A 26,785-nucleotide genomic window follows, 5' to 3' on the forward strand; every position below is an offset into this window, starting at 1 on the left:
CCCGAGATCGCGTCGACGCCGTTCGCGACCAGATCCCACAAACCCTGCGCGGACTCCACATTGCCCGGATAACGGCACGACATTCCGACCACCGCAATGGGCTCATGCGCACGGTCGTCCGCCTCCTGGATCTGCCGTCGCGCAGATTGCAGTTCGACCGTGACCCGCTTGAGGTAGCCAAGCATTTTATCATCCGTCATGGAGCAACACACCCTAAAACGCGGTCTATGGAATTGGCGCGCCCAGCGAATACCCTGTCTGCGCCATATTTCCGGTGGCCAGAAGAGCGAACACCATAATTCGATCCCGTTCAATACCGCTCGGCGCGGGATCGGAAATAGGAGAACTGTTCCAGCAATCTACTCGCGCCGACCGACCACGGGCAAAGTAGCGACGCCATCGGCGGTACTGTGCCCGTGGTCCGAGAGATATCCGGCACCGGGCGGTTCCGCCCGCCGAGATCTACCGACGCCGGGAGACCGGCACACCGTGCCGGCGGCCTGCGCGGTTACGCCGACCTGAGTTCGGGACCGTGCCCCGCCTCGAGGACACCGGTTTCGCTGTCCTTCAGATGAAAACCACAGTTCGGACAGGTCGGTTTGGGGTCTGGCACGTCCTGGTCAGCTGGATCCGCCGGCGACACGATGGCGCTGTCACCATCGCGCGACCTCGCGGCCGCCTTGCGCCGCTCGGTACGCAACGCCTCCCGCAGACCGCGCACCGACAGTTTCGACTCATCGGCGTGGCGCAGCCAGCGATCCTGGTCCGCCTCCGGCAACGCGGCCACCTCCGCATGGTGACTCCACGACAGCCGCTCTCGCCGACGTCCCGTCGAGAAGCGTGACGCGACATAGGCCATATTCATCAGGCTTTGTACGTCATAACCGGTTATCCGCGCGGCTCGGCTATATTTCTCACCGAACTTGACATTGCCGAAGTTCACCCAGTCGCCGATCCACCACGCGGCCGCACGTCCGATGGTTCCCAGCTTTTCCCCGTGCCGTAGCCACTCTTCACAGTGTATCGCCGCGACCGGTTCCCAAGCCACCGCGCTCACCGATACGCGGGAGGGATTATTGCGCGCCAGCGCTCCTGGAAAGTCCGGTTGTGAGGAATTATTCATCATCGTCCCCCTCGGGGTTTCTCGAAAGAGCAAGCCGATCTTCCGGAGGCAACCGGATAGTAAAACCGGTCATCGCCGGGAACAGTGGCCAACGCCCCACCGTGCACCGGCTTGCTGCCGGAACCGGGAGAACGACCACCTCGGCCGGAATCAGGACGGTGCTGTGTCGGGCTCGTCGCCGAGCGGTGCGCGGTGAGGAAAGGGGTTGATTGTGGGTCGATGGATACTGTTGTGACGCGGCATCTTTGGGCTCGGCGTGTGAGGGCCCTACCCGACGGTAGTAGCTCCGGGGCGATCTGACGAGTCCCGGTGCCTAGCAGATTCCTGTGCCGGAACCGGCTCGCGGTCCAGCGGATTCCACCAATTCCAGCGCTTCATCAGTTGCATGGCAGCCGGCACGATGATCACCCGGACCAGGGTCGCGTCGATGGCCACCGCTACCGCCAGCCCGATGCCGAGCTGCTGGATCGGCATGATCCCAGCGAATCCGAACGCCCCGAAGACCACGATCATCAGGACCGCTGCGCCGGTGATCATCGGCGCTGTCCACGCCATCCCACGGGCAACAGCCTCTCTGTTGTCCCCGGTGCGCAGGTATTCCTCACGGACTCTGCTGAGCAGGAAGACCTCGTAGTCGGTACTCAGGCCGACGATCAGGGCGAGCACAACGAGCGGACCGATGAAGAACAGGGCACCGGCGTGGTCGAGTCCCAGCCAATCGGGGGCCCAGCCGTACTGGAAGATCATCACCAGCACGCCGAAAGTGGCACCGGCACTGAGCACATTGGTGGCAATAGCTTTGAGCGGCAGGAATACTGAGCGGAACGTCACCAGCAATACCAAGTACACCGCGACGAGCATCAGGGCGAACACCAACGGCAACGCGCGAGCGACCTCGGCGTTCGAGTCGTCACCGCGGGCGGTCTCACCGCCTACCACCTCGTCCAGCGATGGCACCTGTGCGGCCCGCGCCCGCACCCGGTCCAGCAGCTGCATGGTCTTGTCGTCGGAACTGGGCTGCGCGGGTATCACTTCCACGACGAAAGTGCGGTTGTCGTCGGCGGCATAGTGGCGCAAGCCGGCGCCGATATCGGGCGGAACACGGGCCGACACAGCGGGATCGAGCGCGGCGCTCGGATCCGACGGTGAGACTGCCCGGAGGAAGGGCACCGCCGAGTTCACCGCCGCGACGTCGGGCAGCGCGCGCAGATCGTCGGCGAGGCTCGTCAGGTCACCGATGGTCGCTGCGTCGGGCCGGTCGGTGCGCGCCTCGAGCACCACCACGATCGGGCTGGCGGCACCGGGCCCGAACTGTCGCGCGACAGTGTCGACGCCCGCACCCACGGTCGAGGTCGCGGGTAGAATCCGCGCGTCCGGGGTGAACAATCGCATGCCGAGGACCGGTATCGCCAGCGCTACGAGAATCGAGACGACCGCGGTCAGCCACCACACCGGCCGGTTCATCACCCGTTCGGTGATCCGATACCAGCGGCTCGTCTCCGGACGTACCTGGTCGTGGCGCAGCGCGGCCGGGAGCCACACACGTCCCGCGTCGATCCGGGTACCGATCAGATGTAACAGGGCCGGCAGTAGCAGCAGCGCGACCAGCATCGCCATCGCCACCGCGAGCGTGGCCCCGAGCGCCAGCGACGTCACTGTGTCCAGCGGCACCACGAACAGCGCTGCCACCGCGACGACGATCGTCAGCGCCGAAGCGATCACCGTGTGCCCCGCGGTGGCCACCGTACGTTCGACCGCCACACCCACCGGATTCCCGGCGCTCAGCTCCTGAGTGAAGCGCTTGAGCATGACCAGGGCATAGTCGACACCGACACCGAGGCCGAGCATCACGACGATGTTCTGGGCGAAGATGTTCAACTGCACGAATTGCGCCACGATATCGAGGACGCCGAGGGTCAGCACAACGCCGGTCATCGTGGTGGTCAGCGCGACCATGGTCGCCGTCACGCTACGGAAGAGCAGCAGTAGCACCACGACGATCGCCGGAAGCGCGATGATCTCCGCCTTGGCCAGCGCGGCGGCGCTTTCCTCGGTCAGTTCACCCTGGAATGCCTGGATATTGACGAGCGATACCTCGAGGCCCTGCGGCCGGAACCGATCGTCGAGCTCCTTTTGCAAGGACGGCAGTGTCGTGGTCGCCGCCGCGTCGTCGATGCCGATGCCGATGGAGGTGAGAACCGTTCTGCCGTCCTTGCCGACGAACGGGAGCCGTTGCTCCGGCGAGGCCGTATCCCAGCCGTAGCTGGTCGTCGCGCCCAGCCGGGGATCGCCGAGCACGGCGGTGATGGCGCCCCGGACCCGGCTGTCGAAGGCCGGTTCGCTCATATCATGGTCCTGGTCGCGCACCACCATGGCGATCGTGACCGCACTGCGCCCCTGAAACCCGTCCTCCAGCAGCGCATCTGCTTGCACACTGCCGGCCCCGGGCGGTGGTCCCGAGCCGGCACTCAGCCGATCCGCGAGCGACACCGCGCCCATGCCACCGAGGATCAGCAGGATCAACCAGACAGCCAGGATCATCCAGCGACCCCTACCACTGAGGTCCGCGACCGTGATGGCCCACTGCCGAGCTCCGGTTCCGGGTGAATCCGGTTCAGGATGCGAACGCATGTAGTACTCCCTCGATCTGCGATGGCCGACCTGGATCTGCGCCGGTGACAGCGTTGCCGTTGGAGCCTTACCGCATCCAAGGGTGCGCGGGCTTGCGACAGCCGACATCGTAACAAGCTCTTACACAACAGTTTTCGAGTTCGGCATAACCAACAATTGCTCCACCGCGCGCGGCGGGCCACCACGGGCGCGAATCAGCTGTCAGGCCCGCACTCCCGCCGCCACACCAGAGTGAAGACGAATCGCCGGACCCGCCAGCCCGCCGCCGTCCGCACGACCGCGGCCGTACAGTGCCCACCGATCGCGAATTGCGCCGACGAGTCCGCGTCACCGCGCACGTGCACGGCGGTGAGGTGTGCGGTCACGTCCGCCTTGTCTCCGTCGAGTACGACTCGGTGATTCGCCATGACGTGGTGTGTGTGGGCAGCGGCACTGTTGGCCATCTGTCCGAACTCGCTCAGCTCGGCGAGGCCGCGGTAGACACCGGTCGGGTAGACCACTTCGACGTCGTCGTCGAACACCGATGACAACCAGCTGTCGGTGTCTCTGCTGAAGTCGAGATGGTGAACGTAGAGATCGAGAACCTCGACCACATCGGCCTTGTCGAGCAGTGCGAGGACTCGATCGAATACAGCTTCCTTGGCGTCAGTCATAGTGTGCGAATTCCTGATTCAGCGAAACAGCGCCGGCGTTGAGGCACGACAGTAGCGTCCTGGCCTGCACATTCAGGTAGTGCCCGTGCCCGGCGAGCCAATTGAGCTGCGCGGGCGTAGCCCAGCAGTAGCCACGCGGCACCTCCAGCGGAATGTCGGCCTCGACGAACATGTAGCGGCTCTCCGCGTTCAGAAAGCGTCCGCCCTCCTCTGAGTGCACGACGTCATAGCGAACGCGGTCCGAACTCGCCTCGAGCACCAGCTCCAGATAGGGCGGTCGCTGGTCCCAATTCGACGGCACGCACTGCACCGTCGGCGCCAGCTCGACGGTGTCGAGGAATCCCGCCTCCAGTTTCGCCTGGACCAACAGGTGCGGCAGCCCGTCGATGCGGCGGAAGATGAACGCCGCGATCCCCTGTCCGATCGGTTCGAACAGCGGTTGTGTCCAGGTGGCGACCTCGCGGCTGCCTGCTTCTACTGCGACCGCGATGAGCCGGAAGTACTTCTCGTCGACTCGGCTCAGCTGTGACTCACCGAGTTCCCACCCCGAGACTTCGGCCAGCGGTATCCGCATGATCTCGACATCGTGGCCTGCCCGCTCGACGGTGAACCATGACTGCAGCTCGGCATCGGAGTGCAGGGCGACAGAGCTCGTCCCGTGCATCGGGAAGGTCGCGACCACCGTGCGCGAGTCCATGTTCACGACGTTGTCCTCGGACAGTAGCCGGCCGATCTGCCCCAGCGTGAGCCAGCAGAAATCGGGATGTGGCTCGACTTCGCTCATGGTCTCTACCAGCATGTTCCGATTCGATTTGCGATAGAACCAGGCGCCGTGCTCGGACTGGAGCACATCGGCAAGGACCTGACCCGCGCCGGAATCCGTGAAATATGAGAGGTACCGGACGTTTGTACCGCGGTGCACGCCGGTGTAGTTGCTTCTGGTGGCTTGCACAGTCGGGGAGAGCTGGAGCAGGTTGCGGTTGCCGGGCTCCATCTTCGCCTGCATCAGGAAGTGCAGAACGCCGTCGAACTCCTTGGCGAGGATGCCCAGGATTCCGACCTCGGGCTGGACGATGATCGGCTGCCGCCAGGAAGACACCACACCCTGTTCCACCTGCACCGACACCCCCTCCACGCTGAAGAACTTGCCGGTTCGGTGGTGCAAGTTCCCGGTGCCGGGCGCGAAAGACCATGCGTCCAGGTCGCGGAAGGGGATTCGCCGGACCTCGAACCGATTGGCCGCGGCCCGGCCCGCCAGCCATGCCGGGAAGTCGCTGGTGCGCATCCAAGCGCCGGCCCCGGTGGCCGCCGCCGACCGCGCCAACCGCTCCGACAGGTCCTGATCGGACCGGGTCCGCACCGAACGCGTACTCACAGCCCCGCCAGCACGGTCCGCAGTGCATCGATGACATGGTCCTGCTTCGACTCGGCGAGTGTCGGATACATCGGAAGGGAGAAGATTTCTTTGGCCAGGCGTTCGGTGACCGGCAGCTGCCCTTCGCGCCACCCCAGGTGGGCGAAGCCGGACATGGTGTGGACCGGCCACGGGTAGCTGATGTTGAGGGCGACGCCGTGCTCGTGCATCGCCTCGATGATCGCGTCGCGTTTCGGATGCCGCACGACGTACACGTAATAGACATGGGAGTTGCCCAGGTTCGTGCTCGGCAGCAGCAGTCCATGCGATTCGGCGAGGTCTCCAAGCCCCTTTTCATAGCGCCGGGCCACCGCGTTGCGGCCAGCGACATAGTCGTCCAGGCGAGTCAATTTGCGCCGCAGGATCTCTGCCTGTAGCTCGTCGAGGCGCGAGTTGTGACCGGGGCTACGGACGACGTAGTACACCTGTTCCATGCCGTAGTAGCGCAGCTGTTTCATGGCGTGGTCGACATCCGGGTCGGCAGTGACCACCGCGCCGCCGTCACCGTAGGCGCCGAGCACTTTGGTCGGGTAGAAGGAGAACGCCGCGGCATCGGACATGGTGCCCGCCAACCGATCTCCGTGCCGGGCACCATGTGCCTGCGCGCAGTCCTCGATGACGAGCAGCCCGAATTCGGCGGCCAGCCGCTCGATCGAGGACATATCCACACACTGGCCGTAAAGGTGTACCGGCACGATGGCTTTGGTGCGTGGGGTGATCGCCGCGCTGACCTGGTCGGTATCCATGAGAAAGTCGTCGGCACGTACATCGACGAATACCGGGGTCGCGCCCGCTCCCACTATCGCGATCACCGTCGGAGCGGCGGTATTCGATACCGTGATCACCTCGTCGCCCGGTCCGATCCCGAGCGCCTCGAGCGCCAGTTTCAACGCGTTGGTGCCGTTGTCTACCGCGGTGCAATGCGCGATGCCGTGATATGCGGCGAACTCTTTTTCGAAATTGCGGCCGCTGTCACCGAGGATCAGCTGGCCGGACTCGAAGACGGTGCGAACGGCGTCCGCGATATCTTCCTTTTCCTTCTCATATTCAGGGAGGTAGTCCCACACACGAATGCCCATCGGCGCACTCCTATACTCGTCGGCTAATAGTTTGTCGGCACAAACGCGGGCATTCGGTCAGCTGCCGCGACATTCATGATGTATTGACCGTACGGCGATTTCGCGAGCCGCCTGCCCAGTCGATGACACGACTCCTGGTCGATGTATCCCATGCGGAACGCGATTTCCTCGATGCACGCGATTCGGACACCCTGGCGACGTTCCATGATCTCGACGTATTGACCGGCCTCGATCAGCGCTTCATGGGTGCCGGTGTCCAGCCAGACGAAGCCGCGACCGAGTGACACCAGGCGAGCGCGGTTCTGCGCCAGGAAACTTCGATTGATATCGGTGATCTCGAGTTCGCCGCGCACGGAGGGCTGAAGATCCTTGGCAAGAGCGACCACGTCATTGTGGTAGAAGTACAGGCCGGTCACCGCGAGGTTCGACCGAGGACGTTCCGGTTTTTCCACGAGGTCGACCACATTGCCGTCGGCATCGATATCGGCGACACCATACCGCTGTGGATCGTGTACCGGATATCCGAACAGGATGCAACCGTCGACATCGCGGCTGTTCGTTTGCAGGATATCTATGAACCCGTGGCCATGAAAAATGTTGTCGCCGAGCACCAGAGCGACCGAGTCATCCCCGATATGACGCTCCGAGACCAGGAAGGCATCGGCTAGACCTCGTGGTTTCGCCTGCTCGGCATAGCTCAGGCACAGGCCGAGCGACGATCCGTCACCGAGCAGCGTTCGAAAGCGCGGTAGGTCCTCTGGTGTGGCGATTATTTCGATATCGGTGATACCCGCGAGCATGAGGACCGACAGCGGATAATAGATCATCGGCTTGTCATAAACCGGTAGCAGCTGCTTCGAAATAACGAGAGTGATCGGTTGCAGCCGTGTGCCACTGCCGCCGGCCAGAATGATCCCCTTCATAGAACGGCCTCCATATCTGCTTGCCCTGTCCGCCGGTCCAGACACTTTTCGAGAAAGCCGAAACATCGGAGATGGTAGGAGCTCGCGGCCCAGCCGAGGCTGATGTTGTGCCCTGCCCCGGGCGCCCGTTCGACCGAGACCGGGTGCGCCGAGGAGAAGTGGGAGGCCAAATCCCGGAGCGTGTCCGGGTCATGCCGCCACAGTGATTCGTGCTCGGCGAAGGTGAACCGAACCGGCACCGTGACCTTGGCGGCCAGTCGCGGGAAGATCATCGGCCACCGCAGCGCGATGCCCAATTCCAGCGGCGGGACGGGTGCGACGATCGCCGCACTGTCGCGGAAGGTCGACGGTGGGTAGAGCCGGGGTGGTCCCCAGCTACGCAGCGCCCGCCGCCGCACGTCCCGGAATTCGTGAATGTACGGATCGGGGCGGTGCCCGCATCCGGAGACATCGACGCCGAGCAATGGCACCGAGCCGAGCCCACGCTCCGCGGCGCGCAGCGCAAGCATCCCCCCGAAGGAATGCCCGAGCAGCAAGACGCCCGCGCCGATGTCCTGCGTGGCGGCGAAGTCGACGAGCGCCAACCGCAACGCGCGAGCCTGGGCGGTCAACGACCGCCCCTGCGGCCGGGAGCGGAAACGGCCGTACCCGGGCCGGTCCACCGCCAGCACCGCGTAACCGAGACGGGCTCCGGACGCCAGCAACGACACGTCGGGTGAGGCTTGGCCATCGAAATACGCCGCGGTCATACCGGTGCCGTGCAAGGCGACCACCGTCGCCCTCGGTGCCCCGGAAATAGGACGACTCAGCAAGGCCGACATCTTCATTGCCCCGGCCCGCAGCGTGATCGGGCGGACTTCCTCCGAGTGCGCGATCTGTGCGGTAGTCACTGTGCCAACTCCGGGTCGACCGCAATATCTGGTCCCGCGAGGGGATCAGTGGGAGTGCCGAACCACCGGTACAGAGCGGCGGTCAGGGTTGTGGCGTCACGATCGGCTCCGGCCGCCCAGGCGATATAGCCGTCCGGGCGAACCAGCAGCGCCGTGACATCGTCGAGGCCGGCGCGCTCTGCCCATTCGGCCCCGACAAACCGAACCCGGTCCCGCCATGGCGCGGCGACCTTGCCCAGCAAATCCTCGGTACCCAGATCCAGCAGCAATCCGCGCGCCGGATGAAGTAGTTCAGTCGTAGTGGTGCCCATCGCAGTGCGCAATCGCCGCGGCGGAAGCCGGCTGCCGGTCAGTGGATGCGAACCAGGGGCGCTCGGGTAGGTGATGTCAAGCCCGCTCACCGTCCCGGCCAAGTGCCTTTTGACCTCGTCGTAGCCGATCAGCTCCGTGAACAGCTCACGCACCGGGTCCGCCTCGGCTCCGGTGATGTACAGCATGCCCTGCACCCGAGTGTTGTCCAGTAGCCGCGCACCGACCGGATGGCGCTCGTCGTGATAGGTGTCGAGCAGGTCCGGCTCCGCCACGCCTCGAACCACGGCGCCGAGTTTCCATCCGAGGTTTGCCGCGTCCTGCACCCCGGTGCTCAAACCCTGCCCCCCGGCCGGAAGGTGAATATGAGCCGCGTCGCCTGCCAAAAGGACACGCCCCCGACGATATTCGGTGACCTGGCGCGTCGCGTCGGAGAACGAGCTGGCCCACTCGGCGCGCCCGTGCGCGATGGACTCGCCGGTGATGCGTTCCCAGGATGCGGCCAATTCGGTGAAGCTCACCTCGATCCCACGTTCGGCCACCGGGGCACCGAGCTCACACACCACCACCCGATCCACCGTCGGACCGAGCGCCATTGCCATGACCATGCCACCCGGGAGCCGTTCACCGAACGGACGTGGCCGGATATCACAGCCGACGATGTCGGCCAGGTACATGGCGCGGGTAGCCGGGGTCCCAGGAAATTCGAATCCGGCCAGTTTGCGCACCGCACTCTGACCGCCGTCGCAGCCGACCACATAGTCAGCCCGAAGGGCTGTCTCCCGACCGTCCGACCACGTCGTGACGGTGACCGCGGCGCCGTCGTCGACGAGACCGCGGACCTTCCAACCACGTCGGATGTCGGCACCGAGACCGTTGGCCCATTGGCCGAGTACCGCTTCGGTCTCGGACTGCGGAACTCCACGCGCACCGAAGTGACAGTCGTCGAGCACCGTGTAATCGAACAGAATGCCGCCGAAATGCCCCACCGGACTTGTTTCGAGTCCCTCGAAATCCGCGAGCAACCCGCGCTGATCGAAGGTTTCCACCGCGCGGGCGGTGAATCCGAGCCCGCGCGATTGCCGGGTCGGCTCCGACAGCTGATCCAGGACGATCACTCTCGCACCCGCCAGCCGCAGCTCGCCCGCCAGCATCAATCCGGTCGGTCCAGCGCCGACCACAATCACATCGGTGTCCATGTTCCCTCTCCGCCGTTTCCGCGCGGTTGTCAATTCACCGACCGTGGGGCGCCGAACCAGCGCCGCAGCCCGGCGCTCGGCGTCTCGTCCTCGGACCCGGCCCAGACCACATAGCCGTCCGGGCGAACAAGCAGGGCGTCGTCGCCGACGCGGTCATCCGGGCCCGCACTGACTACCTCGACCCGATGCGACCAGGGCCGCACCGCCGTTCGCAGCTCGGCGACGCGCTCATGTCGGAACCCGAGCATGACGGCACGGCCCTCGCGCGGCGTCGCGGCGGCGGTTGCGGCCACTCGCGGTAGATCCGGCAGCCGGGATCCGAGCCACGGGTGGCTGCCAGGTTCGGCGGGATACCGAATATCCACGCCGCTGATCATTCCGGCCAGATGCGCGCGCACCTGCTCCTGTGCGATCAGCTCACCCAATATGCGCCGTAGCGACTCGACCTGTGGTCCACCGAGCAGCAGTTCGGTCTGCACCCGGATATTCGCCAGGATCCGGGAGCCGACAGCATGGCGCTCTCCGTGATAACTGTCGAGCAGCTCATCGGCGGTGCCGTCGAGTCCGACCGCGAGCTTCCATCCCAGGTTCACGGCGTCCTGCAGGCCTAGATTCAACGCCTGACCGCCACTGGGCATCTGCTGGTGCGCGGCATCGCCGACAAAGAACACTCGACCGGTTCGGTATTCCCGCAACAGTCGACTGGTGTCGTCGAAAGCATTGACCCACAGAGCTCTTCCACGTCCGATGTCTTCTCCGGTGACCTCGTGCCAGGTCCGCACGACCTCGGCGAACGACGGCTCACCCGACCTCGCACCTACGGAGCAGCCGTAGCGGTGCACCATGAGTCGAGTGACACCTGCCGGATTTCGTGCGGCCACCGCGAAACCCCGCTCGAGCCGCTCGAACCGACGTGGCCGGATCTCGATGCCCACCACGTCGGCCCGCAGCAATTCACGGGTAGCCGATTCACCGACGCATTCGGCCCCGAGGAGCTCGCGCACCGTGGAGTCCGTACCGTCCGCGCCGACCACGAAAGCCGCTCGTAGCAGCCGGGTTCGGCCGTCGGCTTCGGCAGTGACCACGACGCCGTCACCATCGTCGCGCACCGCCGAGACCCGCCAGCCGCGCCGGAGGTCGGCACCGAGAGCGGTGGTCCAGGAGCACAGCAGTTCCTCGGTCCGTGTCTGGGGCACCTTCCACAGACCCGAAAAACGGCTCTCGACAGTGAGATCGAGCGGAATTCCGCCGAAATGTCCCATCTGCTCGTTCGCCGGCGCACCCAGGTCGTCGAGCAGCCCGCGCGCGTCGAATATCTCCATCGTCCGTGCGTGCAGCGTGGAGGCACGCGACTCTTCCGATATCTCCGTTCGCTGCTCCAGCACGATCACCTCGGCCCCGCCGAGCCGCAACTCGCCCGCGACCATGAGACCGACCGGGCCCGCACCGACAACGATGACCTGAGTCTGTTCGACCATCGGTCAACCACGGCCCTCGGCAAAGGCTTTCGCGTGCTGCAGCGTTGCCATGCTGTTGCCGCTCAGTGCTCGGTGTACGAATGCCTTGGCGTCGTCCACCGATTTGTCCGCACCCAGTATCGAAGCGATGTTCTCCGCGTTGATCGTGACGGTGTGCTCCGAGGTCGCCAGCACGCCGTCGGCATTCTCGACGAAGGACCATCGTCCGGTATGCAGCGACATCAGCGCGGGCAGTGTCACCTGCTTGTAGAAGATCGTGCGATGCGGGAAGGTCACCCGGTAGGACTTGGTGGTGTGCACCGAACCGTCGGCTGTCCTGGTGTCCATTTCCAGCATCTGCAGTCCCGGTGACGGTTGCGCGAAATCCACTCGTGCCACGTGGGGAAGTCGTTCAGGCCACAGTTGCGCCTCATCGATGAAGCCATAGGCGTCCGCAGCCGCGCCCGAGATTTGCAGTGAGTCCTCGAAGGTGAACGTGTAATCAGCTGCGGTATGGACGGATTCGACGTTTCTCCGCAGCCCGTCCAGTTCCCGGAGGGAGTTGGTGTTCACTGCTCTGTCGATCCAGTCGAGCCCGTCCGGATCATCGGCCACAGCGCAGTAGTTGTGTTGCAAACGCACCCGAGAGGAGCTCTCCGTCAGCGGCTCGATCAACCAGATTCCGCTCATCGACGCGACCGGCGGAGCCGAAACCTCCTGGTAAAAGGTGATCGTGCGGGCAGCCCGGTCGAAAACGCGACGTGAGGTCCAATTCTTCGCCGTGTCGTTGGCGGTTGCCCAGATCCGGATCCGTTCTTCGTCCCCGAAGGACTCGAGAATATCGACGTGGATCGTCGGTTCGAAAATTCGTGGCCAGCTGCCGACATCGGCGATGAGCCCGTAGACAGTGTCGGCGGGAGCGGCGATGTCGATCTCGTGCTCGACCTCTCGTAATGTGCTGGTAGTCATGGAAACTCCTCGTTCGCGGGTCTCAGAAATTGCCCAGTCCGCCACAGACGTTCAACGCCTGCGACGTAATGGACGCGGCGGTATCGGAAGCCAGGTAACCGACAAGCCCGGCCACCTCCTCCGGCGTCGAATAACGCCCGAGCGGAATCTTGGTCTGGAACTTCTCCAGCACGGCTGCCTCGGAGGTGCCGTAGGCCGCCGCGTACCGCTGACGCACCCGCGAGGCCATCGGGGTCTCCACGTAGCCGGGGCAGACAGCGTTGACGGTGATTCCGCTCGGAGCCAGCTCATTGCCCAGTGCCTTGGTGAATCCGACGACACCGTGCTTCGACGCCGAGTAGGGCGCGCCGAGCACCACGCCCTGCTTGCCCGCCGTGGAGGCGATATTGATGATGCGGCCCCGGCTCTTGACGCGCATACCGCCGGTGTTGAGTACCTCACGAGTCACTCGGAAGACGCCGGTGAGGTTGGTCTCGATAATGTCCTCCCACAGCTCGTCGGCGATATCCGCGGTTACTCCGCCACCGCTACGGCCCGCGTTGTTCACCAGCACATCGACAGATCCGAAGCGGTCGACAGCGGCCTGTACGAACTCACGCACAGCGTCACCCGAGCGGATATCCACCGGGGCGCCGTCCACGGTCAGATCCTCTGAGCACAACTGCTTCACCGTGGCGATCACGTCTTCCTCGGTGCGCGCACCGAGGAAGACCCGGTGTCCTTGACTGCCGAGCAGTCGGGCGACGGCCAATCCGATTCCACTGGTGGCCCCGGTGATCAGGGCAACCGGCATTTCGATTTCCGACATAGCGATCTCCGTTCAGGACACAGTGGTGAGGTGGGCGCGGACGGCGGCGATGAGAGCCGCCGGGGTGGTGGCGTCGAGCAGGGTGTCCTCGTCGAGCGAGATGCCGAGTTCCCGCTCGATCCGGCCGCTGGCCTCGAGCAACGCCAGCGAGTCGTAGCCCAGATCTTCGAACGGGGTGTCCATGACGCGATCGGTGAATTCCACGCCCTCGTCACCAGCTGCTTCGATCATGATCCGACCAAGGTCGGCCATGGTGAAGGTGTCTGCCATTGTCTTTCTCCTTCAGGATTGTGCGTTCGTGACGACGAGCGCGGAATTGAACCCGCCTTGACCGCGTGCCAGGATGAGCGCCGCGCCGATCGAGGCGGGCCGGGGATGAGCCACCACCAGGTCGAGACCGAGTTCCGGGTCCGGTTCGATATTCACTGTCGGCGGGATGAGTTCGTGCCGCATGGCGAGTAGCGCGGTGACCAGATCCAGTGGTCCCGCGCCCGAGTACAGGCGGCCGGTCATCGTCTTGGGCGCGGTCACCGGCACCGCCCGCTTTCCGAAGATCTTCGAGATGGCCTGTGCTTCGATGCGGTCGAGTGCAGAGATTCCCGCAGCGTCGGCGAAGACGACATCGATGTCGCCCGGGGTGAGCCGCGCGTCGGCCAAGGCGATCTCGATGGCTTTGTGCAGACCGGGTGCCGTCGCACCGTCGGCGAGGTCGAAGGTCGCGCCGTAGCCGGCGATCGTGCCGTAGGGGCTCGCACCACGTCGCGCGGCGCGCGCTGCCGATTCGACGATCAGTATCGCGCCGCCCTCGCCCGGCACATGGCCGTTGGCACGCACATCGAATGGCAGGTAGGCGGCCGACGGTTCCTCGCTGGTGCTGAGCCGCCCGCTCGCCTGTTGTCCCACCCAGCCCCACGAGCACATCGAAGAATCCACGGCGCCGGTAACGATCGTCTCGGTGCCGCGGCGGATCGCGCGCCGTGCCTGCGCTCCAGCATCGAGGCCACCGGCCTGATCGCTGACCAACACGCCCGCTGGACCCTTCATCCCATGGCGAATAGCGATCTGACCGCTGTTCACCGCATAGAACCAGGCAAAAGACTGATAGGCGCTGACATGGCGACCGCCACGACTCCACAGGTTCGCCAGCTCGCGCTGGCCGAATTCGAATCCACCCGAAGAACTGGCGGTGATCACGCCCATGTCGAATGCGGGAACCTCGCTCGGGGCGATGCCGGCGTCCGCGAGCGCCCAGTCCGTGGCCGAGAGCGCCAGCTGTGTCATCCGATCGGTCTGGGGCAGCAGTCTGCCCGGCAGATGATCGACGGCCACAAAGCCGGGAACCTCACCCGCGAGCTGAGCCGGATATCGACTCGGATCGAATCGGGTCACCCGGTCGATCGCGGATTTGCCCGCTACCGTGGCGTCCCAGAAGTCCTCGGTGCCCAATCCGTTCGGTGCGACCACACCGAACCCGGTCACAACCGCCGTCGTCATCGCACGCTCCGTTCGGGGCCGGCCAGCACCATGGCGCTCTGGAAGCCACCGAAGCCGCTGCCCACAGTGAGCACCGCGTCGGTCACATGGGCGCGGGCGTTCACGGGAACGTAATCGAGATCGCATTCAGGATCGGGGGTGTGCAGATTGGCTGTCGGCGGCACCGTATCGTGCTGCATAGCCAGAATCGAGGCCGCGATCTCGATCGAACCGATCGCGCCGAGCGAGTGCCCGATCATCGATTTGATCGAGCTCACCGGTACTCGGTACGCGTGCTCGGCCAAACTCCGTTTGAATGCTGCAGTCTCGTGCCGGTCGTTCTGTTTGGTGCCCGATCCGTGCGCGTTGATGTAATCGATTTCGTCCGCGTTCATGGTCGCTTCGTCGAGCGCGACACGGATGGCCTCGGCCATCTCGATGCCGTCCGGTCGAAGCCCGGTCATGTGGTAGGCATTGCTTCGCGTCGCGTAACCGGCGATCTCGGCGTAGATGCGGGCACCTCGACGCTTGGCCGATTCGAGTTCCTCCAGGACGAACATGGCCGCGCCCTCGCCGAGTACGAAGCCGTTGCGGGTGCCGTCGAACGGGCGAGACGCCGTATCCGGCTCCTCGTTGCGAGGTGTCGTCGCCTTGATGGCATCGAAACTCGCCACAGTGATCGGCGAGATCGGTGCATCGGTGGATCCGGCCACCATCACGTCGGCCGAACCCTCGCGGATCAGTTCTATCGCGTATCCGACCGCGTCGATACCGGACGTACAGCCAGTCGAGACCACCGTGCTCGCACCGCGCGCGCCGACCGAATTGGACACCTCCGCGGCGAACGAGCTCGGCACCAGGTAGTCGTACAGGTGCGGCACCGCATATCGATGATCGACGAGGTCCAACCGACCGCCATCACTGACGACGCGGTATTCCCAGTCGAGTCCGGTGGCCGCGCCGACAGCCGTCCCCACTGTGACCCCGACCCGATACGGGTCGTAACGATCGATATCGATCCCGCTGTCGGCCACCGCTGCCTTCGCCGCCACGACAGCGAACTGCGCCGCGCGGTCCATCCGCCGGATCTGCTGCGGGGTCAGACCGAGAGCGTCGGGATCGAAGTCCACCTCCGCCGCGATGCGGGAACGGAACTCGGAGGCGTCGAAGAACGTGATAGGGCGAGTCGCGGTGCGGCCCGAACTCAGCAGATCCCAGAACGCCTCCCGCCCGATCCCACCGGGCGCGAGCACTTCCAATCCGGTGACCACGACTCGTCGACGGTTCATGCGTCGGCTGCCCAACTGTAGAACCTCGTGGCCATCGCATCGGCCGGCGATCGCCAGTCAGGGCTGTATGCTTCGATGAATGGCTTCAGGTCGTCACTGATCTTGACGAAACGAGGATCTGCCTTCGCACTTTCGATCCGTTCGTTCCCATCTGCCGACTCGAAGTCTTGCAGATGAAAATACAGTCCGCGGTAGTAGAACAGCTGCCGACGGCGCGTCCCCATACGATGCGGCATCTCGGTGCCATCGAATTCGGCGAACAATCCCGATACTTCGGCGTGCCGTTCGGGCGCCATCCGCGCCACAATCAACGTGCTGTGCACTGGACTCTCCTTTTCTCGGCATCAACCCGCACAGTCGACGACAAACTCGTCTGAATTGGCAGTGATTCCGCTCTGTGCCGGATCAGTTGGCGGCTTCGCCCCTATGCCATTTCATGATCTGAGATAATTGCATCTTATTCAAGGTCCCGGCCGGTCAGAATAGTGTCAATTTCCCATCACGCCCGGTCCGGGAATTTGACACGGACTTGACACTTTGCACATACCCGCAGGTCAGCGCCGAGCCGTGCACCCTATCTGAACTTGACAAAGAATTGTCAAAAACATGGATCACCCAGGTGTTGCCAACCCGCCGAACGTTCCGACATCCTTGAGTAGCCAGCATCTCAGTCCAACACGACAATCCGAAGGCATTTATCGTGTTATTCACATTTTATGCAGTCGAATGTCCACCAGAAGATCGTCCGGGAGTGTAATGCGCTACCTGTTCACCACACTGCCCGGGATATCGCACCTCCTGCCGCTGATACCGTTCGCTCGCGCCGCAGCCGCAGCGGGTCACGAGGTACGAATCGCGTGCGCTGGTACCGCGTTACCTGCTGCTGTCGCAGCTGGATTTCCGGCAATAGCGATCGACGATGAATCAACCAAACCGTACGAGGAAATCGTGCGCCGTATCAGCGAAACCGAAATGACCCGAGAATTGCCGCCGGCCGAGCTGCACGCGCAATTCGCGGCGGCCTTCGGCGCGACCGGAAATCTCATGATCGACGGCCTCGTAGCGGGCATTCGCGAGTGGTACGCCGATGCTGTCGTCTACACACCCATGGCGGTTGCAGGCCTGGTCGCCGCACGCGCGACAGGCGCGACGGCCATCATGCACGGCCTCGGGACCCGATGGCCGACCTACGGTCCCGCGCTCGCACATCTTCGGGACGTCTCCCGTGAGCTGGGTGTCGAGCACTGCGACGAGGCCGATATCGAGATCGACGTCAGTCCCCCATCGCTCGAGCGCATCCACAGCCGGACCACCCCGGCACCGACGGAAACTTTCGCCGAGGTCGTCCATCCGATGCGATACCTGCCTTACAACGGCGGTGGGGAACTGCCCGGTTGGGTCCGCGAATCGCCGAGCCGCCCGCGCATCGTCGCGACGCTCGGATCGATGTCGGCCAGCTACGGCGACGGCACACTACTACGCCACATTATCGAAGCCAGTGCGGATCTCGACGTCGAGCTCGTCCTGATGACCGGCGGCAACGCCCCGCCTGATCCGCTGCCTGATCATGTGCGCTCGGTGCCTTGGGTACCGCTCAGAGCTGCCATGGACAACTGTTCGGCCGTCGTCCATCACGGCGGTTCGGGAACGACATACGCCGCCCTAGACGCTGGTGTCCCGCAGCTGGCGATACCCGATCGCGGCACCGACAGCGATACGACCGCGAGCGTCATCGCCGCACGCGGGGCCGGCCTGCGGCTCGATCCCGACAAGGTCACTGCGGCGACGGTCGCGCAACTGCTCGGCGAACTGCTCGACCCCGATGGCTGCCGCATCGCCTGTGCCGAAGTCGCGCGGGAATTGCACGACATGCCCGCGCCGAGCACGGTGCTCGATCGGGTGACCGCCACTGTGCGCGCCAACCGCGCGACCACCCGGACAGGGGCGTAATGGAAACACGACGACTGCGTATCGAGGGTGCGGTGGAATTCACCGCACCCGCCTATCGAGACGGCCGCGGAGTGTTCACCAGCCCGTTCCAAGGGGATGTGTTCGACGCCACGCTCGGACACGGCTTGTTCCCGGTGCGCGACATCAGCCACAACGTGTCCGCCCGCGGCGTGCTGCGCGGCATCCACTACACGACCACTCCACCCGGCCGGACGAAGTTCGTGTACTGCCCGCACGGCCGTGTCACGGACTACCTGGTCGATCTGCGCACTGGTTCGCCGACCTTCGGGCAATGGGAGAGTACGGAATTGGGCGGCGCCACCGTCCGCGCTCTGCTGATACCCATGGGCGTGGGACACGCCTTCCTCTCGCACGAGGCGGGATCGATCGTCGTCTACGTCATGTCCGAGGGGTACCGGGCGAGCAACGAGCTCGCGGTCGACGCGCTCGATCCCGAGATCGGGCTGCCGATGCCGCACGAACTCGCAGTACAGCAATCGGACCGAGACCGCAACGCGCCCACCATCGCGCAGGCTCGCGAGCGCGGGCTGCTCCCGAGCTACCAAGTATGCCAAGACGTGGAGGCGAAGCTGTGGCCATGACCGATCCCCTCGTCACCGTGCTCGGTGCCACCGGATTCGTCGGCTCCGCGGTAGTGCGGGAACTGGCCATGCGACCGATTCGGTTGCGTGCGGTAGCCAGACATCCGGCGCCGGTGCCGACCGGCACAACGGCGACGATCGAGGTCTGCGAACACGATCTCACCGCACCTGGTGCGGTGACCGAGGTCGTCGCGGACGCGGACATCGTGGTGCACTGCGTCGCCTACATCGCGGGCGCCTCGACGTGGCGGATCACCGAAGGCGACAATGCGGCCGAACGAGTCAACGTCGGCATCGCCGAAGAGCTCGCCAACGCACTGGGCCGGCGAACCACACCGACCGACGTCGTCTTCGCGGGCGCGGTATCCCAAGTGGGAGGCAGCGCACCGGAGACAGTCGATGGTACCGAGCAGGACAACCCGTCCGGCGAATACGACCGACAGAAGCTACGCGCGGAGCGCCTGCTGCTCGAGGCGACCACCGCGGGACCGCATCGCGCCACATCTATCCGGCTGCCAACGGTTTTCGGTTCCAGCGCGCGCTCGACAGCACGGGACAAAGGTGTCGTATCCATGATGATCCGGCGCGCGCTGGCCGGCGAGCCGCTCACCATGTGGCATGACGGCACCGTGCGACGCGATGTGGTCTTCGTCGATGACATCGCCCGCGCACTGGTCGCGGCCACCGACCACACCGGGAAACTGGCGGGCCGCGCGTGGGTGCTCGGATCCGGCCGAGGTATCCCGCTGGGCGAGCTGTTCGGCACCATCGCGGATCTGGTAGCCGAACGCACCGGCGTTCGCGTGCCTGTGGTCTCGGTGCCCCCACCGGCACATGTAGAAGCAGGCGATCTGCACAGTGTCACCGTCGATTCCACGGCTTTCCGCGCCATCACCGGCTGGCAGCCCACCGTCGAGCTGGAGACGGCACTGCGCCGAACCATCGAAGTCTGTGCGACCGCACAGGACCCGGCCCGTTCGCGGGCGACCTGATAACCGAGGCACCTGGCCTCGCGAACTCGACGAAACAGCGGGCTGCCCGACAGCTCGAGAACGGAGCGCACAAATGGATGTCGGTCTTGTCTTCGACCTGCGCAATCCCGCACAGTGGCAGCGGCCATGGGCCGATCACTATGCCCGCGCTCTCGAGTTCTGTGAGGAGGCGGATCACCGTGGGGCAGGCGGGATCTGGTTCACCGAACATCACCTGTTCGAGGACGGTTATCTGCCGCAGCCACTGACCTTCGCGGCAGCGGCCGCGGCACGGACACACCGTGTCCGCATCGGAACCGCCGTCGTCCTGCCCGCCCTTCGCAAGCCGGCCCAGCTCGCCGAAGAGGCAGCACTGGTGGACCTGATCAGCGGTGGCCGACTCGAACTCGGGCTGGGGGCCGGCTATCGAGTGCCCGAATACCAGCTCTTCGACGCTGAATTCAGCAAGCGGTTCCGGCGTACCGGCGAGACGATCGCGCAGATCCTGCGACTGTGGGAGACCGGCGGCGTCACCCCGGGTCCGATACAGGATCCGGTACCGGTGTGGGGCGGTTTCTACGGCCCCCGCGGTGCGCGGCTGGCTGGTCAGCTCGGCATCGGCCTGCTGCACATCTCGCATGAGATGTTCGCCCACTATCAGGCGGGTCTGGCGGAGGGCGGCCACAACCTCGACCTGGCCCAGGTCTCGGACCTGGTGCCGATCGTGCTGGCCGACGATCCGGACGCGGCGTGGGAGCGCATCGGCCCCCATCTGGCGCATCAGAAGAACACCTATCGTCGCTCCTCTGTCGAAGGCACCGACCGGCCGGCACCGCCCGTGTTGACCTCCGCGCAGCTGCGCGAACGGCCGGCCGACGGTTCATGGGCCGCCCTCGAGATCCTCACCCCGGAGCAGGCCGCGGTGCGCATCAACGACCGCATCGCGGGATTGCCTGTCCGACATCTGCTCTTCTGGGCCGATATCGCCGGAATGCCGGATGATCTGGTGGCCCGCAATATCGAGTTGGTGAGCCAACGCCTACCTGCCCTGCTCGCCGAGCAGCGCAGTACCGCGAACACTGCGCGATGACCGCGAGGTGGGTCAGATGAGTGGCGAACTCTACATCGCCGGTTGCGCGACCTGGCTGCCACCGGTGGTGACAACAGCACACGCCGTCGCGCGCGGCGAGTGCGAAGCGGGCCTGGCCGCGGCGACCGACATGGTGTCGGTCACCGTCGCGGAGAAGGAATCCGGACCGGAAATGGCCGCGCTCGCCGCGGCCACCGCACTCGACCGCGCGAGTATCGCCCCCGAGCGCATCGATCTGATCCTGCACGCCAACCTCTATTTCCAGGGACACCACCTGTGGTCTCCCGCGTCCTACATCCAGCGGGTGGCGGTCGGAAACCACTGCCCCGCGATGGAGATCCGTCAGGTGTCGAACGGCGCAATGGCGGCGTTGGAGTTGGCCAGTGCCTACCTCACCGCATCCGGCGAGCGCGACAGCGCGCTCATCACCAGCGGTGACCGCATGAGTCCACCCGGGTTCGACCGCTGGCGCAGCGACCCAGGAACCGTCTATGCGGACGGCGGAACAGCACTCATCGTCTCGCGCCGCGCCGGCTTCGCGATTGTGCGCAGTGTCCACACCGTCTCCGACCCGGAATTGGAGGGCATGCACAGAGCCGGCGGGCCGGGCGGGGCTCCGACTCCGACCGATCAGCCGGTCGTCGATCTCGAGGCACACAAGCGTGAGTTCGTCGCCGCCCGAGGTCGTGCCTTCAGTGCCGCACGGGTCGCAGCAGGCCAGAAGGCCGCACTGTTCGGCGCCCTCGCCGCTGCCGATGTCGAACTCGCGCAGATTGCGCGAATCTCGTTGCCGCACATGGGATGGCGACGCATCAAGGCCGGCGTTCTCGCCCAATTCGACATCGATCCAGCGATCACCACATGGTCGTGGAGTCGCACCATCGGTCACCTCGGCGCCGGTGACCCGATCGCCGGACTCGACCACCTCGTCACCACCGGCGCCGTCGGGCCAGGAGACCTCTGCCTGTTGGTCAGTGTCGGTGCCGGCTTCAGTTGGTCCTGCGCCGTAGTCGAAATCGTGGAACGCCCACCGTGGGTGGACAACTCTGAGAGCAGACCCGATGAATAGCCCAACACTGGCAATGATGTTCCCCGGCCAGGGTTCGCAGTATACGCGGATGGCCGCCGACCTGTATCGACGCGAGCCGACCTTCACCTGTGCCATGGACGAGGTCTTCGAGGCTATCGGTGCCGACGGCGGACGGATGTGCGACGACTGGCGCGCTGAAGAACCCGCTGTTCCCATCGACCATGTAACGCGCGCTCAGCCGCTCTTGTTCGCCGTCGACTATGCACTCGGCCGCATGGTTATGAACTGGGGGTTTCGACCTGACGTTCTCATCGGGCACAGTATCGGTGAGATGGTGGCCGCCGTATTCGCCGAGATCTTCTCGCTGCAAGAGGCCGTGGGCATAGTCCTCGACCGTGTGCGGCGGCTGGCCGACGCGCCGCCGGGCGGGATGCTCGCGGTCGCCGCGGCGGTCGATGAGGTCGAGCGATATCTCTCGCAGTTGACCGCGGTCGCAGCGGTCAACGCGCCGAAACAGACCATCCTCGCAGGACCAAGTGCTGAACTCGACGTCATCGCCGCTGAACTGCGAACGGCCGGGAAGGCAAGCCGACGCGTGCCATCCCTCACGGCCTTCCACAGTCCTGTCTTGGCGCCCGCAGCCGCGGGCAGCGCGGCCTACCTTCGATCTACGAATCCGAGGCCGCCCCGGATACCGGTCTTTTCGTGCTACACAACCGACCCGCTGGACGAGCGAACCGCGACAGATCGTGACTACTGGGTACGCCAACCCGTCGACACGGTGCGGTTCTGGCCGACCCTCGACAAGCTGATGGCCAGTTACAACGATCTGATCTGCGTCGAGGTCGGCCCGGGGCGTGGCCTGTCCATGCTCGCGCTCCGTCACCCTGCCGTGCGCGAAGGGCGCGTTCCTGTAGTGGCGGTCTCCCCCGCGCGACCCGGCATCGGCGACGGCGACTGGAGAACCGCCGCCGCGGCTTTCGCGTCACTCAGCACCCTCTTCCAGCTTCCGCGCTGAGGACAGCTCGGCGTCGATGCTGATTACGGAGTCACTCATGGTCGATATTTCAGTCTGGCACCCCGGTACGGATATCCAAGCACCCACCGAACAGTCGAACCCCAACGTGGGCACACTACGGCTCGGGCATCGCGAACGCTTACTCATCGAACTATTGATGGAAGGCTGCACCGATGCGGCAATCGCTCGCCGGATGTGTTTGTCCGAACGCACCGTTCGGCGAATAACTGCGCGGCTCATGGCCTCTCTCGGCGCGCGCAGCAGGTTCGAAGCCGGTGTCCGAGCCGCCCAGGCAGGCTGGTGTACCGGGTCGCCCAGTAAAGGCATACGCCGTGAACGCCGATGACCGACGCCAAGCCGTCGGGCTCCACGGCTGCGGCGAAGCCTCCGTAGTCGACGGTGACAACGGCAGAGTCGAATCGGTAGATGGATGGTGACAGGGCACTGCATGGTGCGCCACGGTTCGCTCGTCCCGGTCTGGTTCCACCGCCCACGCAGCAAGTGGTCACCCCGCCTCACCACCGTCTACGCCATCTACGTGCGATAGCCTCCAGAGGCTGGGCGCCGGCTCCCGGACCCTTGATGCCACGTCGGCCGGTCTGGTCGGGTGCCTGAAATCTCTGCTCACCGCGTGATCCATCGACCTTCCCATCCGAGAAATTCGAGCACGGAGGCAACCAGATGAGTTCGACACAGGCGTCATGGGCCGACGGAACGCGGCTCTACGAGTTCGTCGAGAATTACGCGGGAATGGGCGAGCATCGCACCGGCACCGATGTCGACCACGACACCATCGCGCTGTTCGCCGATGAACTGACTCGCCTCGGCGCGAGCATCGAATACCAGTCGTTCACCTTCGACCGATACGCCCCGAACACCCAGGTGACCATCGGTGGCGAGCTCGTCGAGTCGGAAGCGCTGTATTACCAGAGCGTCGGCGTGCTCGACACCGACTTCCCGAGTACGGCCGCCGTGCACGCCACCGAGGGCGACCGCACCTCCGACGAACTCGATGCCGCGATCACCACCGCCGAGAACGCGGGGGCGCCGGCCGCGGTGATCGCGACCCTCAACCCGCTGGGTCAGCTCGTGCTGCCGAACCGCTATCCCACCGTTGTCGGCCGGATGCCGGTGGTCCTGGTCCCCGGTCGGGTGGCCGATGACCTCGCATCCAAGCCGGTCCGCCTGCGTTTCTCCGCCGACGTCGTCGCGGGCTCGAGTACGAACGTGATCGCCACCTTCGCCGCCGCGGACAACGCCGATGCCAAGCCGCTCCTGCTGGCGACACCGCTCAGTGGCTGGTTCGGTTGCGCGGCCGAACGCGCGACCGGTATCGCCGTCGCGTTCGCCCTCGCCGAGCGATTCGCCGGGCAACGCCCGGTGGTCGTGGTCGGCGCACCTGGACACGAGATCCTGCACCACATCGGTCTGGAGCACTATCTACGCACCTTCGAGTTGGATCCGGCACTGATCGTGCACCTGGGCGCCAATGTCGCGCTCGGCGTTCGGAAAACACCCGAGGGCCCCGTCGAACTCGCGCCGTCGGTCACCGATCCGCACCACATCCCGAACGTCGGGCGTTCATTGTTCGTCAGGATGGACGAGGTTCGATACGGCCCGGTCGAGCAGGCACTGGCCACTGCGGGACTGGCACCGATCCTCAACCCCCCTAAGTGGTTCGGTGAAGGTGAGCTGTGGGCTGATGCGAGCCCGGCACCATTGATGTCGTTCGTCGGGATCACCCCGGCCTTTCACACCCCGGCCGACACCCCTGCCGACACTACTTCCCCCGCAGCGTTGGCGATCGTCGCTCGGGCCGTGGGTACGGCCGTCGACCGTTACCTCGACCAGAGTTGACCGATCGGCCCAACTCCTTTGCTCACATCGTTGTTCGAATGTTCTTGCCTGCCCCAGAGACCGACTGATCTCGATCGCCGTTATTTCCGCAGGATTTGCTGGAGCGGCAAGGTTCGTTGTCGAGTTGTGGTCGTCCCGGGAAAGGTTGTGGGACGGAACAAATCCCCGAAACCACAGGAAGCAACGATGATCATCACAGCTCGATTCACGACAAGACGCATGCGTCGATACGCCCGCGCGGTGGGGATCACCGCGGTCGCCACGGTGCTCACGCTCAGCTCCGCGGCGTGCGCCACCGACACCACGGGCGAAGAGGTGCCCTCGTATGCTGTTGCGACCAAGGGTGATCCGGACTTCGACAAGACCTTCCGGCACGAATTCGCCGATGTCGACGGTGTTCGTATGCACTACGTGACCGGTGGCAGCGGCACACCGGTGGTGCTGATCCACGGCTGGCCGCAGACCTGGTACGGCTGGTGGGAGATCATGCCCGCGCTGGCCGAGAAGCACACCGTCTACGCCGTCGACCTGCCCGGATTGGGCGACAGCACCGGCTCACCGAGCGACTACAGCAAGGCCGGCCTGGCGCGCTACGTCCACACCCTCGTGGCCGATCGGCTCGGGGTGCGCGACGCGCGGGTCATCGGACACGACTTCGGCGCGGCGGTCGCGTTTCACTACGCGAGTCAGTTCCCCGACGACACCGCGAGCCTCGGCTACCTCGACCTGCCACTGCCGGGGCCCGCGGTCGATGCGGCCACCTACCGTTCGATGAGCTGGCACATCGCTTTCCACTCCCAGCCGAGGGTTCCCGAAGCGGTGGTCGGCGACGATGTCCGTGACTACCTCGCCCTGTTCTACCCCCAGGTCTCCTACGGCGGAACGGCTTTCGGCGGCACCTCACAGCAGTCGCCGTTCACCGACGCCGATATCGACGAGTACGCGAGGACCTACGCCCGCCCGGAGAACCTGACGGGCGGTTTCGAGCTGTACCGGACCCTCGACCAGGACGTCCGCGATTCGGCCGCGGCGGCCCCGACACCCGTTCCGACCCTGCTCCTGACGGCGCAGGGACAGGTCGAACCGGTGCGGGCGAGCACGGCCGGCCGGCTGACGAACATCGTGCGCGCGGTGGATGTGCCCAACGCCGGGCACTGGCTCGTCGAGGAGAACCCGCAGTTCGTCACCGCGGAACTGCTGGAATTCCTCGATGACTGAGCGGCCGGCGGTGTGCACGTCGGCCGACGCCCGCCGGGACGCCCCTGAACGGTCTCCGAGACGAGGCGGTCAGTAGTCGAGGGCGTGTTCTGGCTGGCAGACGTCCAAGGGCGACGGCAGGTAGCGGACGACGGCGTCCAGGAGTGGGGCGATGTCGTCGCTCGCGAGGGGAGCGACGCACAGGATGGGCACGATGTCGCCGTTGCGGGTGCGGCGGCGGATGCGGTTGTGCAGGTCCCGAAGGGTGAGCGAGCCCAGCTCCGCGGGGTCTGGTTCGGTCAGTGCCTCGACGAGGGCCCGGCACCAGCGTCCGGCGGGTTCCCCAGGGATTCCGACAGCCGCGAGCGCCGCCGGCGAAACCAGTTCGATGGCGCCGTCGAACTCGGTGCCGGTGCCGGCCGGGACCTGCAGTACCAGCGGCGCTGCCCCGCGAGTGTCGGCGACCGTGCGGACACAGCGGTCGAAGTCAGCGGCGGGTTGATCGAGTCCGTTGACCAGGCACAGACGGGCGACCTGGTGGTCGTCGGCGACTCGCAACATGGTTTCCAGCCGCGGGGTGCTGTGCGCGGCGGCGTTCACGACCACGATGACCCCGTCGGCTACGCGGATGCAGCGTTCCAGGTCGGCGATGCGGGCATCGCTCGACAGCGCGGCGACGCGAATCGTGTGTTCGACACCGTCCGTCGACCAGTGGACCGTGTTCTCCGTGTCGCCGAAACATCGGCGCAGGCGGTGGACCACCTGTGTCGCCCCGGCCGGATCGCCGATGATCGTGACGTTGCGGACCGACTGCGGGTCAATTGCTTTGGTGCCCATCGCGTTGCGGTACTCC

Annotated in this window: 26 protein-coding genes; 9 read left to right on the forward strand and 17 right to left on the reverse strand. The window is 65.3% G+C overall.

From position 1 onward, the window contains the following. From ACFO5K_RS08615 to ACFO5K_RS08690, 16 genes are all read right to left on the reverse strand, one after another. Window positions 1-200: polyketide synthase docking domain-containing protein (locus ACFO5K_RS08615; RefSeq protein ID WP_378558609.1), on the reverse strand; the 200-nt coding region annotated here is incomplete at its 3' end. 308 nt (window positions 201-508) lie between these two features. Then, window positions 509-1,126: a hypothetical protein gene (locus tag ACFO5K_RS08620; protein WP_378558613.1), complete on the reverse strand. Its 618-nt coding sequence runs from the start codon at window positions 1,124-1,126 to the stop codon at window positions 509-511. A 264-nt stretch (window positions 1,127-1,390) separates the two neighbouring features. Then, window positions 1,391-3,664, reverse strand: a complete 2,274-nt coding sequence (locus ACFO5K_RS08625; RefSeq protein WP_378558617.1) for an MMPL family transporter — start codon at window positions 3,662-3,664, stop codon at window positions 1,391-1,393. 284 nt (window positions 3,665-3,948) lie between these two features. Further along, window positions 3,949-4,407, reverse strand: coding sequence for a nuclear transport factor 2 family protein (locus ACFO5K_RS08630; RefSeq protein WP_378558621.1), 459 nt, complete (start codon window positions 4,405-4,407; stop codon window positions 3,949-3,951). Further along, the gene (locus ACFO5K_RS08635) at window positions 4,400-5,782 is read right to left on the reverse strand and encodes an NDP-hexose 2,3-dehydratase family protein (RefSeq protein WP_378558625.1); all 1,383 of its coding nucleotides are present in this window, start codon (window positions 5,780-5,782) and stop codon (window positions 4,400-4,402) included. Before ACFO5K_RS08635 ends, ACFO5K_RS08630 begins: the two co-directional genes overlap by 8 nt. Beyond that, complete coding sequence (locus ACFO5K_RS08640; RefSeq protein WP_378558629.1) at window positions 5,779-6,900, reverse strand: DegT/DnrJ/EryC1/StrS family aminotransferase; 1,122 nt, start codon at window positions 6,898-6,900, stop codon at window positions 5,779-5,781. Before ACFO5K_RS08640 ends, ACFO5K_RS08635 begins: the two co-directional genes overlap by 4 nt. A gap of 23 nt (window positions 6,901-6,923) precedes the next feature. Continuing rightward, window positions 6,924-7,823: a glucose-1-phosphate thymidylyltransferase RfbA gene (rfbA, locus tag ACFO5K_RS08645; RefSeq protein ID WP_378558633.1), complete on the reverse strand. Its 900-nt coding sequence runs from the start codon at window positions 7,821-7,823 to the stop codon at window positions 6,924-6,926. Next, window positions 7,820-8,713: an alpha/beta fold hydrolase gene (locus tag ACFO5K_RS08650; protein ID WP_378558637.1), complete on the reverse strand. Its 894-nt coding sequence runs from the start codon at window positions 8,711-8,713 to the stop codon at window positions 7,820-7,822. The genes rfbA and ACFO5K_RS08650 overlap by 4 nt, the downstream gene beginning before the upstream one ends. Then, entirely contained in the window at window positions 8,710-10,221 is a 1,512-nt protein-coding gene (locus ACFO5K_RS08655) for an FAD-dependent monooxygenase (RefSeq protein WP_378558640.1), read from the reverse strand. The genes ACFO5K_RS08650 and ACFO5K_RS08655 overlap by 4 nt, the downstream gene beginning before the upstream one ends. A gap of 29 nt (window positions 10,222-10,250) precedes the next feature. Continuing rightward, window positions 10,251-11,699, reverse strand: coding sequence for an FAD-dependent monooxygenase (locus ACFO5K_RS08660; protein ID WP_378558643.1), 1,449 nt, complete (start codon window positions 11,697-11,699; stop codon window positions 10,251-10,253). 3 nt (window positions 11,700-11,702) lie between these two features. Next, window positions 11,703-12,692 (reverse strand): aromatase/cyclase, encoded by a 990-nt coding sequence (locus ACFO5K_RS08665; RefSeq protein ID WP_378558646.1) that lies wholly within the window; start codon window positions 12,690-12,692, stop codon window positions 11,703-11,705. Continuing rightward, window positions 12,670-13,455 (reverse strand): SDR family NAD(P)-dependent oxidoreductase, encoded by a 786-nt coding sequence (locus ACFO5K_RS08670; protein ID WP_378558650.1) that lies wholly within the window; start codon window positions 13,453-13,455, stop codon window positions 12,670-12,672. The genes ACFO5K_RS08665 and ACFO5K_RS08670 overlap by 23 nt, the downstream gene beginning before the upstream one ends. Window positions 13,456-13,467: 12 nt before the next feature. Beyond that, on the reverse strand, window positions 13,468-13,725 hold the full coding sequence (locus ACFO5K_RS08675) for an acyl carrier protein (protein ID WP_378558653.1): 258 nt from the start codon (window positions 13,723-13,725) through the stop codon (window positions 13,468-13,470). Between the two features lie 12 nt (window positions 13,726-13,737). Next, a complete protein-coding gene (locus tag ACFO5K_RS08680; RefSeq protein ID WP_378558656.1) occupies window positions 13,738-14,949 on the reverse strand; it encodes a ketosynthase chain-length factor in 1,212 nt (403 codons plus the stop codon). Continuing rightward, window positions 14,946-16,217, reverse strand: a complete 1,272-nt coding sequence (locus tag ACFO5K_RS08685) for a beta-ketoacyl-[acyl-carrier-protein] synthase family protein (protein ID WP_378558659.1) — start codon at window positions 16,215-16,217, stop codon at window positions 14,946-14,948. Before ACFO5K_RS08685 ends, ACFO5K_RS08680 begins: the two co-directional genes overlap by 4 nt. Next, complete coding sequence (locus ACFO5K_RS08690; RefSeq protein WP_378558664.1) at window positions 16,214-16,540, reverse strand: TcmI family type II polyketide cyclase; 327 nt, start codon at window positions 16,538-16,540, stop codon at window positions 16,214-16,216. The genes ACFO5K_RS08685 and ACFO5K_RS08690 overlap by 4 nt, the downstream gene beginning before the upstream one ends. 283 nt (window positions 16,541-16,823) lie before the next feature. Here ACFO5K_RS08690 and ACFO5K_RS08695 point away from each other — a divergent pair, with 283 nt between their 5' ends. The 9 genes from ACFO5K_RS08695 to ACFO5K_RS08735 all read left to right on the forward strand — a co-directional run bounded on the left by ACFO5K_RS08695 (window position 16,824) and on the right by ACFO5K_RS08735 (window position 25,953). Continuing rightward, window positions 16,824-18,167, forward strand: a complete 1,344-nt coding sequence (locus tag ACFO5K_RS08695) for a nucleotide disphospho-sugar-binding domain-containing protein (protein ID WP_378558667.1) — start codon at window positions 16,824-16,826, stop codon at window positions 18,165-18,167. After that, window positions 18,167-18,769 (forward strand): dTDP-4-dehydrorhamnose 3,5-epimerase family protein, encoded by a 603-nt coding sequence (locus ACFO5K_RS08700; protein WP_378558671.1) that lies wholly within the window; start codon window positions 18,167-18,169, stop codon window positions 18,767-18,769. The genes ACFO5K_RS08695 and ACFO5K_RS08700 overlap by 1 nt, the downstream gene beginning before the upstream one ends. Then, window positions 18,766-19,761, forward strand: coding sequence for an NAD-dependent epimerase/dehydratase family protein (locus ACFO5K_RS08705; RefSeq protein ID WP_378558674.1), 996 nt, complete (start codon window positions 18,766-18,768; stop codon window positions 19,759-19,761). The genes ACFO5K_RS08700 and ACFO5K_RS08705 overlap by 4 nt, the downstream gene beginning before the upstream one ends. Window positions 19,762-19,834: 73 nt before the next feature. Continuing rightward, window positions 19,835-20,830 (forward strand): LLM class flavin-dependent oxidoreductase, encoded by a 996-nt coding sequence (locus tag ACFO5K_RS08710; protein WP_378558677.1) that lies wholly within the window; start codon window positions 19,835-19,837, stop codon window positions 20,828-20,830. 16 nt (window positions 20,831-20,846) lie between these two features. Beyond that, a complete protein-coding gene (locus ACFO5K_RS08715) occupies window positions 20,847-21,899 on the forward strand; it encodes a ketoacyl-ACP synthase III family protein (protein ID WP_378558680.1) in 1,053 nt (350 codons plus the stop codon). A gap of 16 nt (window positions 21,900-21,915) precedes the next feature. Next, window positions 21,916-22,878 carry an acyltransferase domain-containing protein gene (locus ACFO5K_RS08720; protein ID WP_378559000.1) on the forward strand — a complete coding sequence of 321 codons (963 nt, stop codon included), beginning with the start codon at window positions 21,916-21,918 and terminating at the stop codon, window positions 22,876-22,878. A gap of 37 nt (window positions 22,879-22,915) precedes the next feature. Next, window positions 22,916-23,224, forward strand: coding sequence for a response regulator transcription factor (locus ACFO5K_RS08725; RefSeq protein ID WP_378558684.1), 309 nt, complete (start codon window positions 22,916-22,918; stop codon window positions 23,222-23,224). Between the two features lie 335 nt (window positions 23,225-23,559). Further along, complete coding sequence (locus tag ACFO5K_RS08730; protein WP_378558686.1) at window positions 23,560-24,735, forward strand: hypothetical protein; 1,176 nt, start codon at window positions 23,560-23,562, stop codon at window positions 24,733-24,735. Between the two features lie 186 nt (window positions 24,736-24,921). After that, window positions 24,922-25,953: an alpha/beta fold hydrolase gene (locus ACFO5K_RS08735; protein ID WP_378558689.1), complete on the forward strand. Its 1,032-nt coding sequence runs from the start codon at window positions 24,922-24,924 to the stop codon at window positions 25,951-25,953. 69 nt (window positions 25,954-26,022) lie between these two features. Here ACFO5K_RS08735 and ACFO5K_RS08740 read toward each other — a convergent pair whose 3' ends face one another. Beyond that, window positions 26,023-26,769, reverse strand: coding sequence for a GTP-binding protein (locus ACFO5K_RS08740; protein ID WP_378558691.1), 747 nt, complete (start codon window positions 26,767-26,769; stop codon window positions 26,023-26,025). Window positions 26,770-26,785: the final 16 nt, after the last annotated feature.

This window comes from Nocardia halotolerans (genome assembly GCF_042650145.1).
Lineage (GTDB): Bacteria > Actinomycetota > Actinomycetes > Mycobacteriales > Mycobacteriaceae > Nocardia > Nocardia halotolerans.

What these genes read in the sequence shown, in the direction of transcription:
- ACFO5K_RS08620 (WP_378558613.1), bottom strand. Translation starts at nt 1,126, where the DNA reads ATGATGAATAATTCCTCACAACCGGACTTTCCAGGAGCGCTGGCGCGC.
- ACFO5K_RS08625 (WP_378558617.1), bottom strand. Translation starts at nt 3,664, where the DNA reads ATGATCCTGGCTGTCTGGTTGATCCTGCTGATCCTCGGTGGCATGGGC.
- ACFO5K_RS08630 (WP_378558621.1), bottom strand. Translation starts at nt 4,407, where the DNA reads ATGACTGACGCCAAGGAAGCTGTATTCGATCGAGTCCTCGCACTGCTC.
- ACFO5K_RS08640 (WP_378558629.1), bottom strand. Translation starts at nt 6,900, where the DNA reads ATGGGCATTCGTGTGTGGGACTACCTCCCTGAATATGAGAAGGAAAAG.
- rfbA (WP_378558633.1), bottom strand. Translation starts at nt 7,823, where the DNA reads ATGAAGGGGATCATTCTGGCCGGCGGCAGTGGCACACGGCTGCAACCG.
- ACFO5K_RS08655 (WP_378558640.1), bottom strand. Translation starts at nt 10,221, where the DNA reads ATGGACACCGATGTGATTGTGGTCGGCGCTGGACCGACCGGATTGATG.
- ACFO5K_RS08660 (WP_378558643.1), bottom strand. Translation starts at nt 11,699, where the DNA reads ATGGTCGAACAGACTCAGGTCATCGTTGTCGGTGCGGGCCCGGTCGGT.
- ACFO5K_RS08670 (WP_378558650.1), bottom strand. Translation starts at nt 13,455, where the DNA reads ATGTCGGAAATCGAAATGCCGGTTGCCCTGATCACCGGGGCCACCAGT.
- ACFO5K_RS08675 (WP_378558653.1), bottom strand. Translation starts at nt 13,725, where the DNA reads ATGGCAGACACCTTCACCATGGCCGACCTTGGTCGGATCATGATCGAA.
- ACFO5K_RS08680 (WP_378558656.1), bottom strand. Translation starts at nt 14,949, where the DNA reads ATGACGACGGCGGTTGTGACCGGGTTCGGTGTGGTCGCACCGAACGGA.
- ACFO5K_RS08685 (WP_378558659.1), bottom strand. Translation starts at nt 16,217, where the DNA reads ATGAACCGTCGACGAGTCGTGGTCACCGGATTGGAAGTGCTCGCGCCC.
- ACFO5K_RS08695 (WP_378558667.1), top strand. Translation starts at nt 16,824, where the DNA reads ATGGATCACCCAGGTGTTGCCAACCCGCCGAACGTTCCGACATCCTTG.
- ACFO5K_RS08700 (WP_378558671.1), top strand. Translation starts at nt 18,167, where the DNA reads ATGGAAACACGACGACTGCGTATCGAGGGTGCGGTGGAATTCACCGCA.
- ACFO5K_RS08705 (WP_378558674.1), top strand. Translation starts at nt 18,766, where the DNA reads ATGACCGATCCCCTCGTCACCGTGCTCGGTGCCACCGGATTCGTCGGC.
- ACFO5K_RS08710 (WP_378558677.1), top strand. Translation starts at nt 19,835, where the DNA reads ATGGATGTCGGTCTTGTCTTCGACCTGCGCAATCCCGCACAGTGGCAG.
- ACFO5K_RS08715 (WP_378558680.1), top strand. Translation starts at nt 20,847, where the DNA reads ATGAGTGGCGAACTCTACATCGCCGGTTGCGCGACCTGGCTGCCACCG.
- ACFO5K_RS08720 (WP_378559000.1), top strand. Translation starts at nt 21,916, where the DNA reads ATGTTCCCCGGCCAGGGTTCGCAGTATACGCGGATGGCCGCCGACCTG.
- ACFO5K_RS08725 (WP_378558684.1), top strand. Translation starts at nt 22,916, where the DNA reads ATGGTCGATATTTCAGTCTGGCACCCCGGTACGGATATCCAAGCACCC.
- ACFO5K_RS08730 (WP_378558686.1), top strand. Translation starts at nt 23,560, where the DNA reads ATGAGTTCGACACAGGCGTCATGGGCCGACGGAACGCGGCTCTACGAG.
- ACFO5K_RS08735 (WP_378558689.1), top strand. Translation starts at nt 24,922, where the DNA reads ATGATCATCACAGCTCGATTCACGACAAGACGCATGCGTCGATACGCC.
- ACFO5K_RS08740 (WP_378558691.1), bottom strand. Translation starts at nt 26,769, where the DNA reads ATGGGCACCAAAGCAATTGACCCGCAGTCGGTCCGCAACGTCACGATC.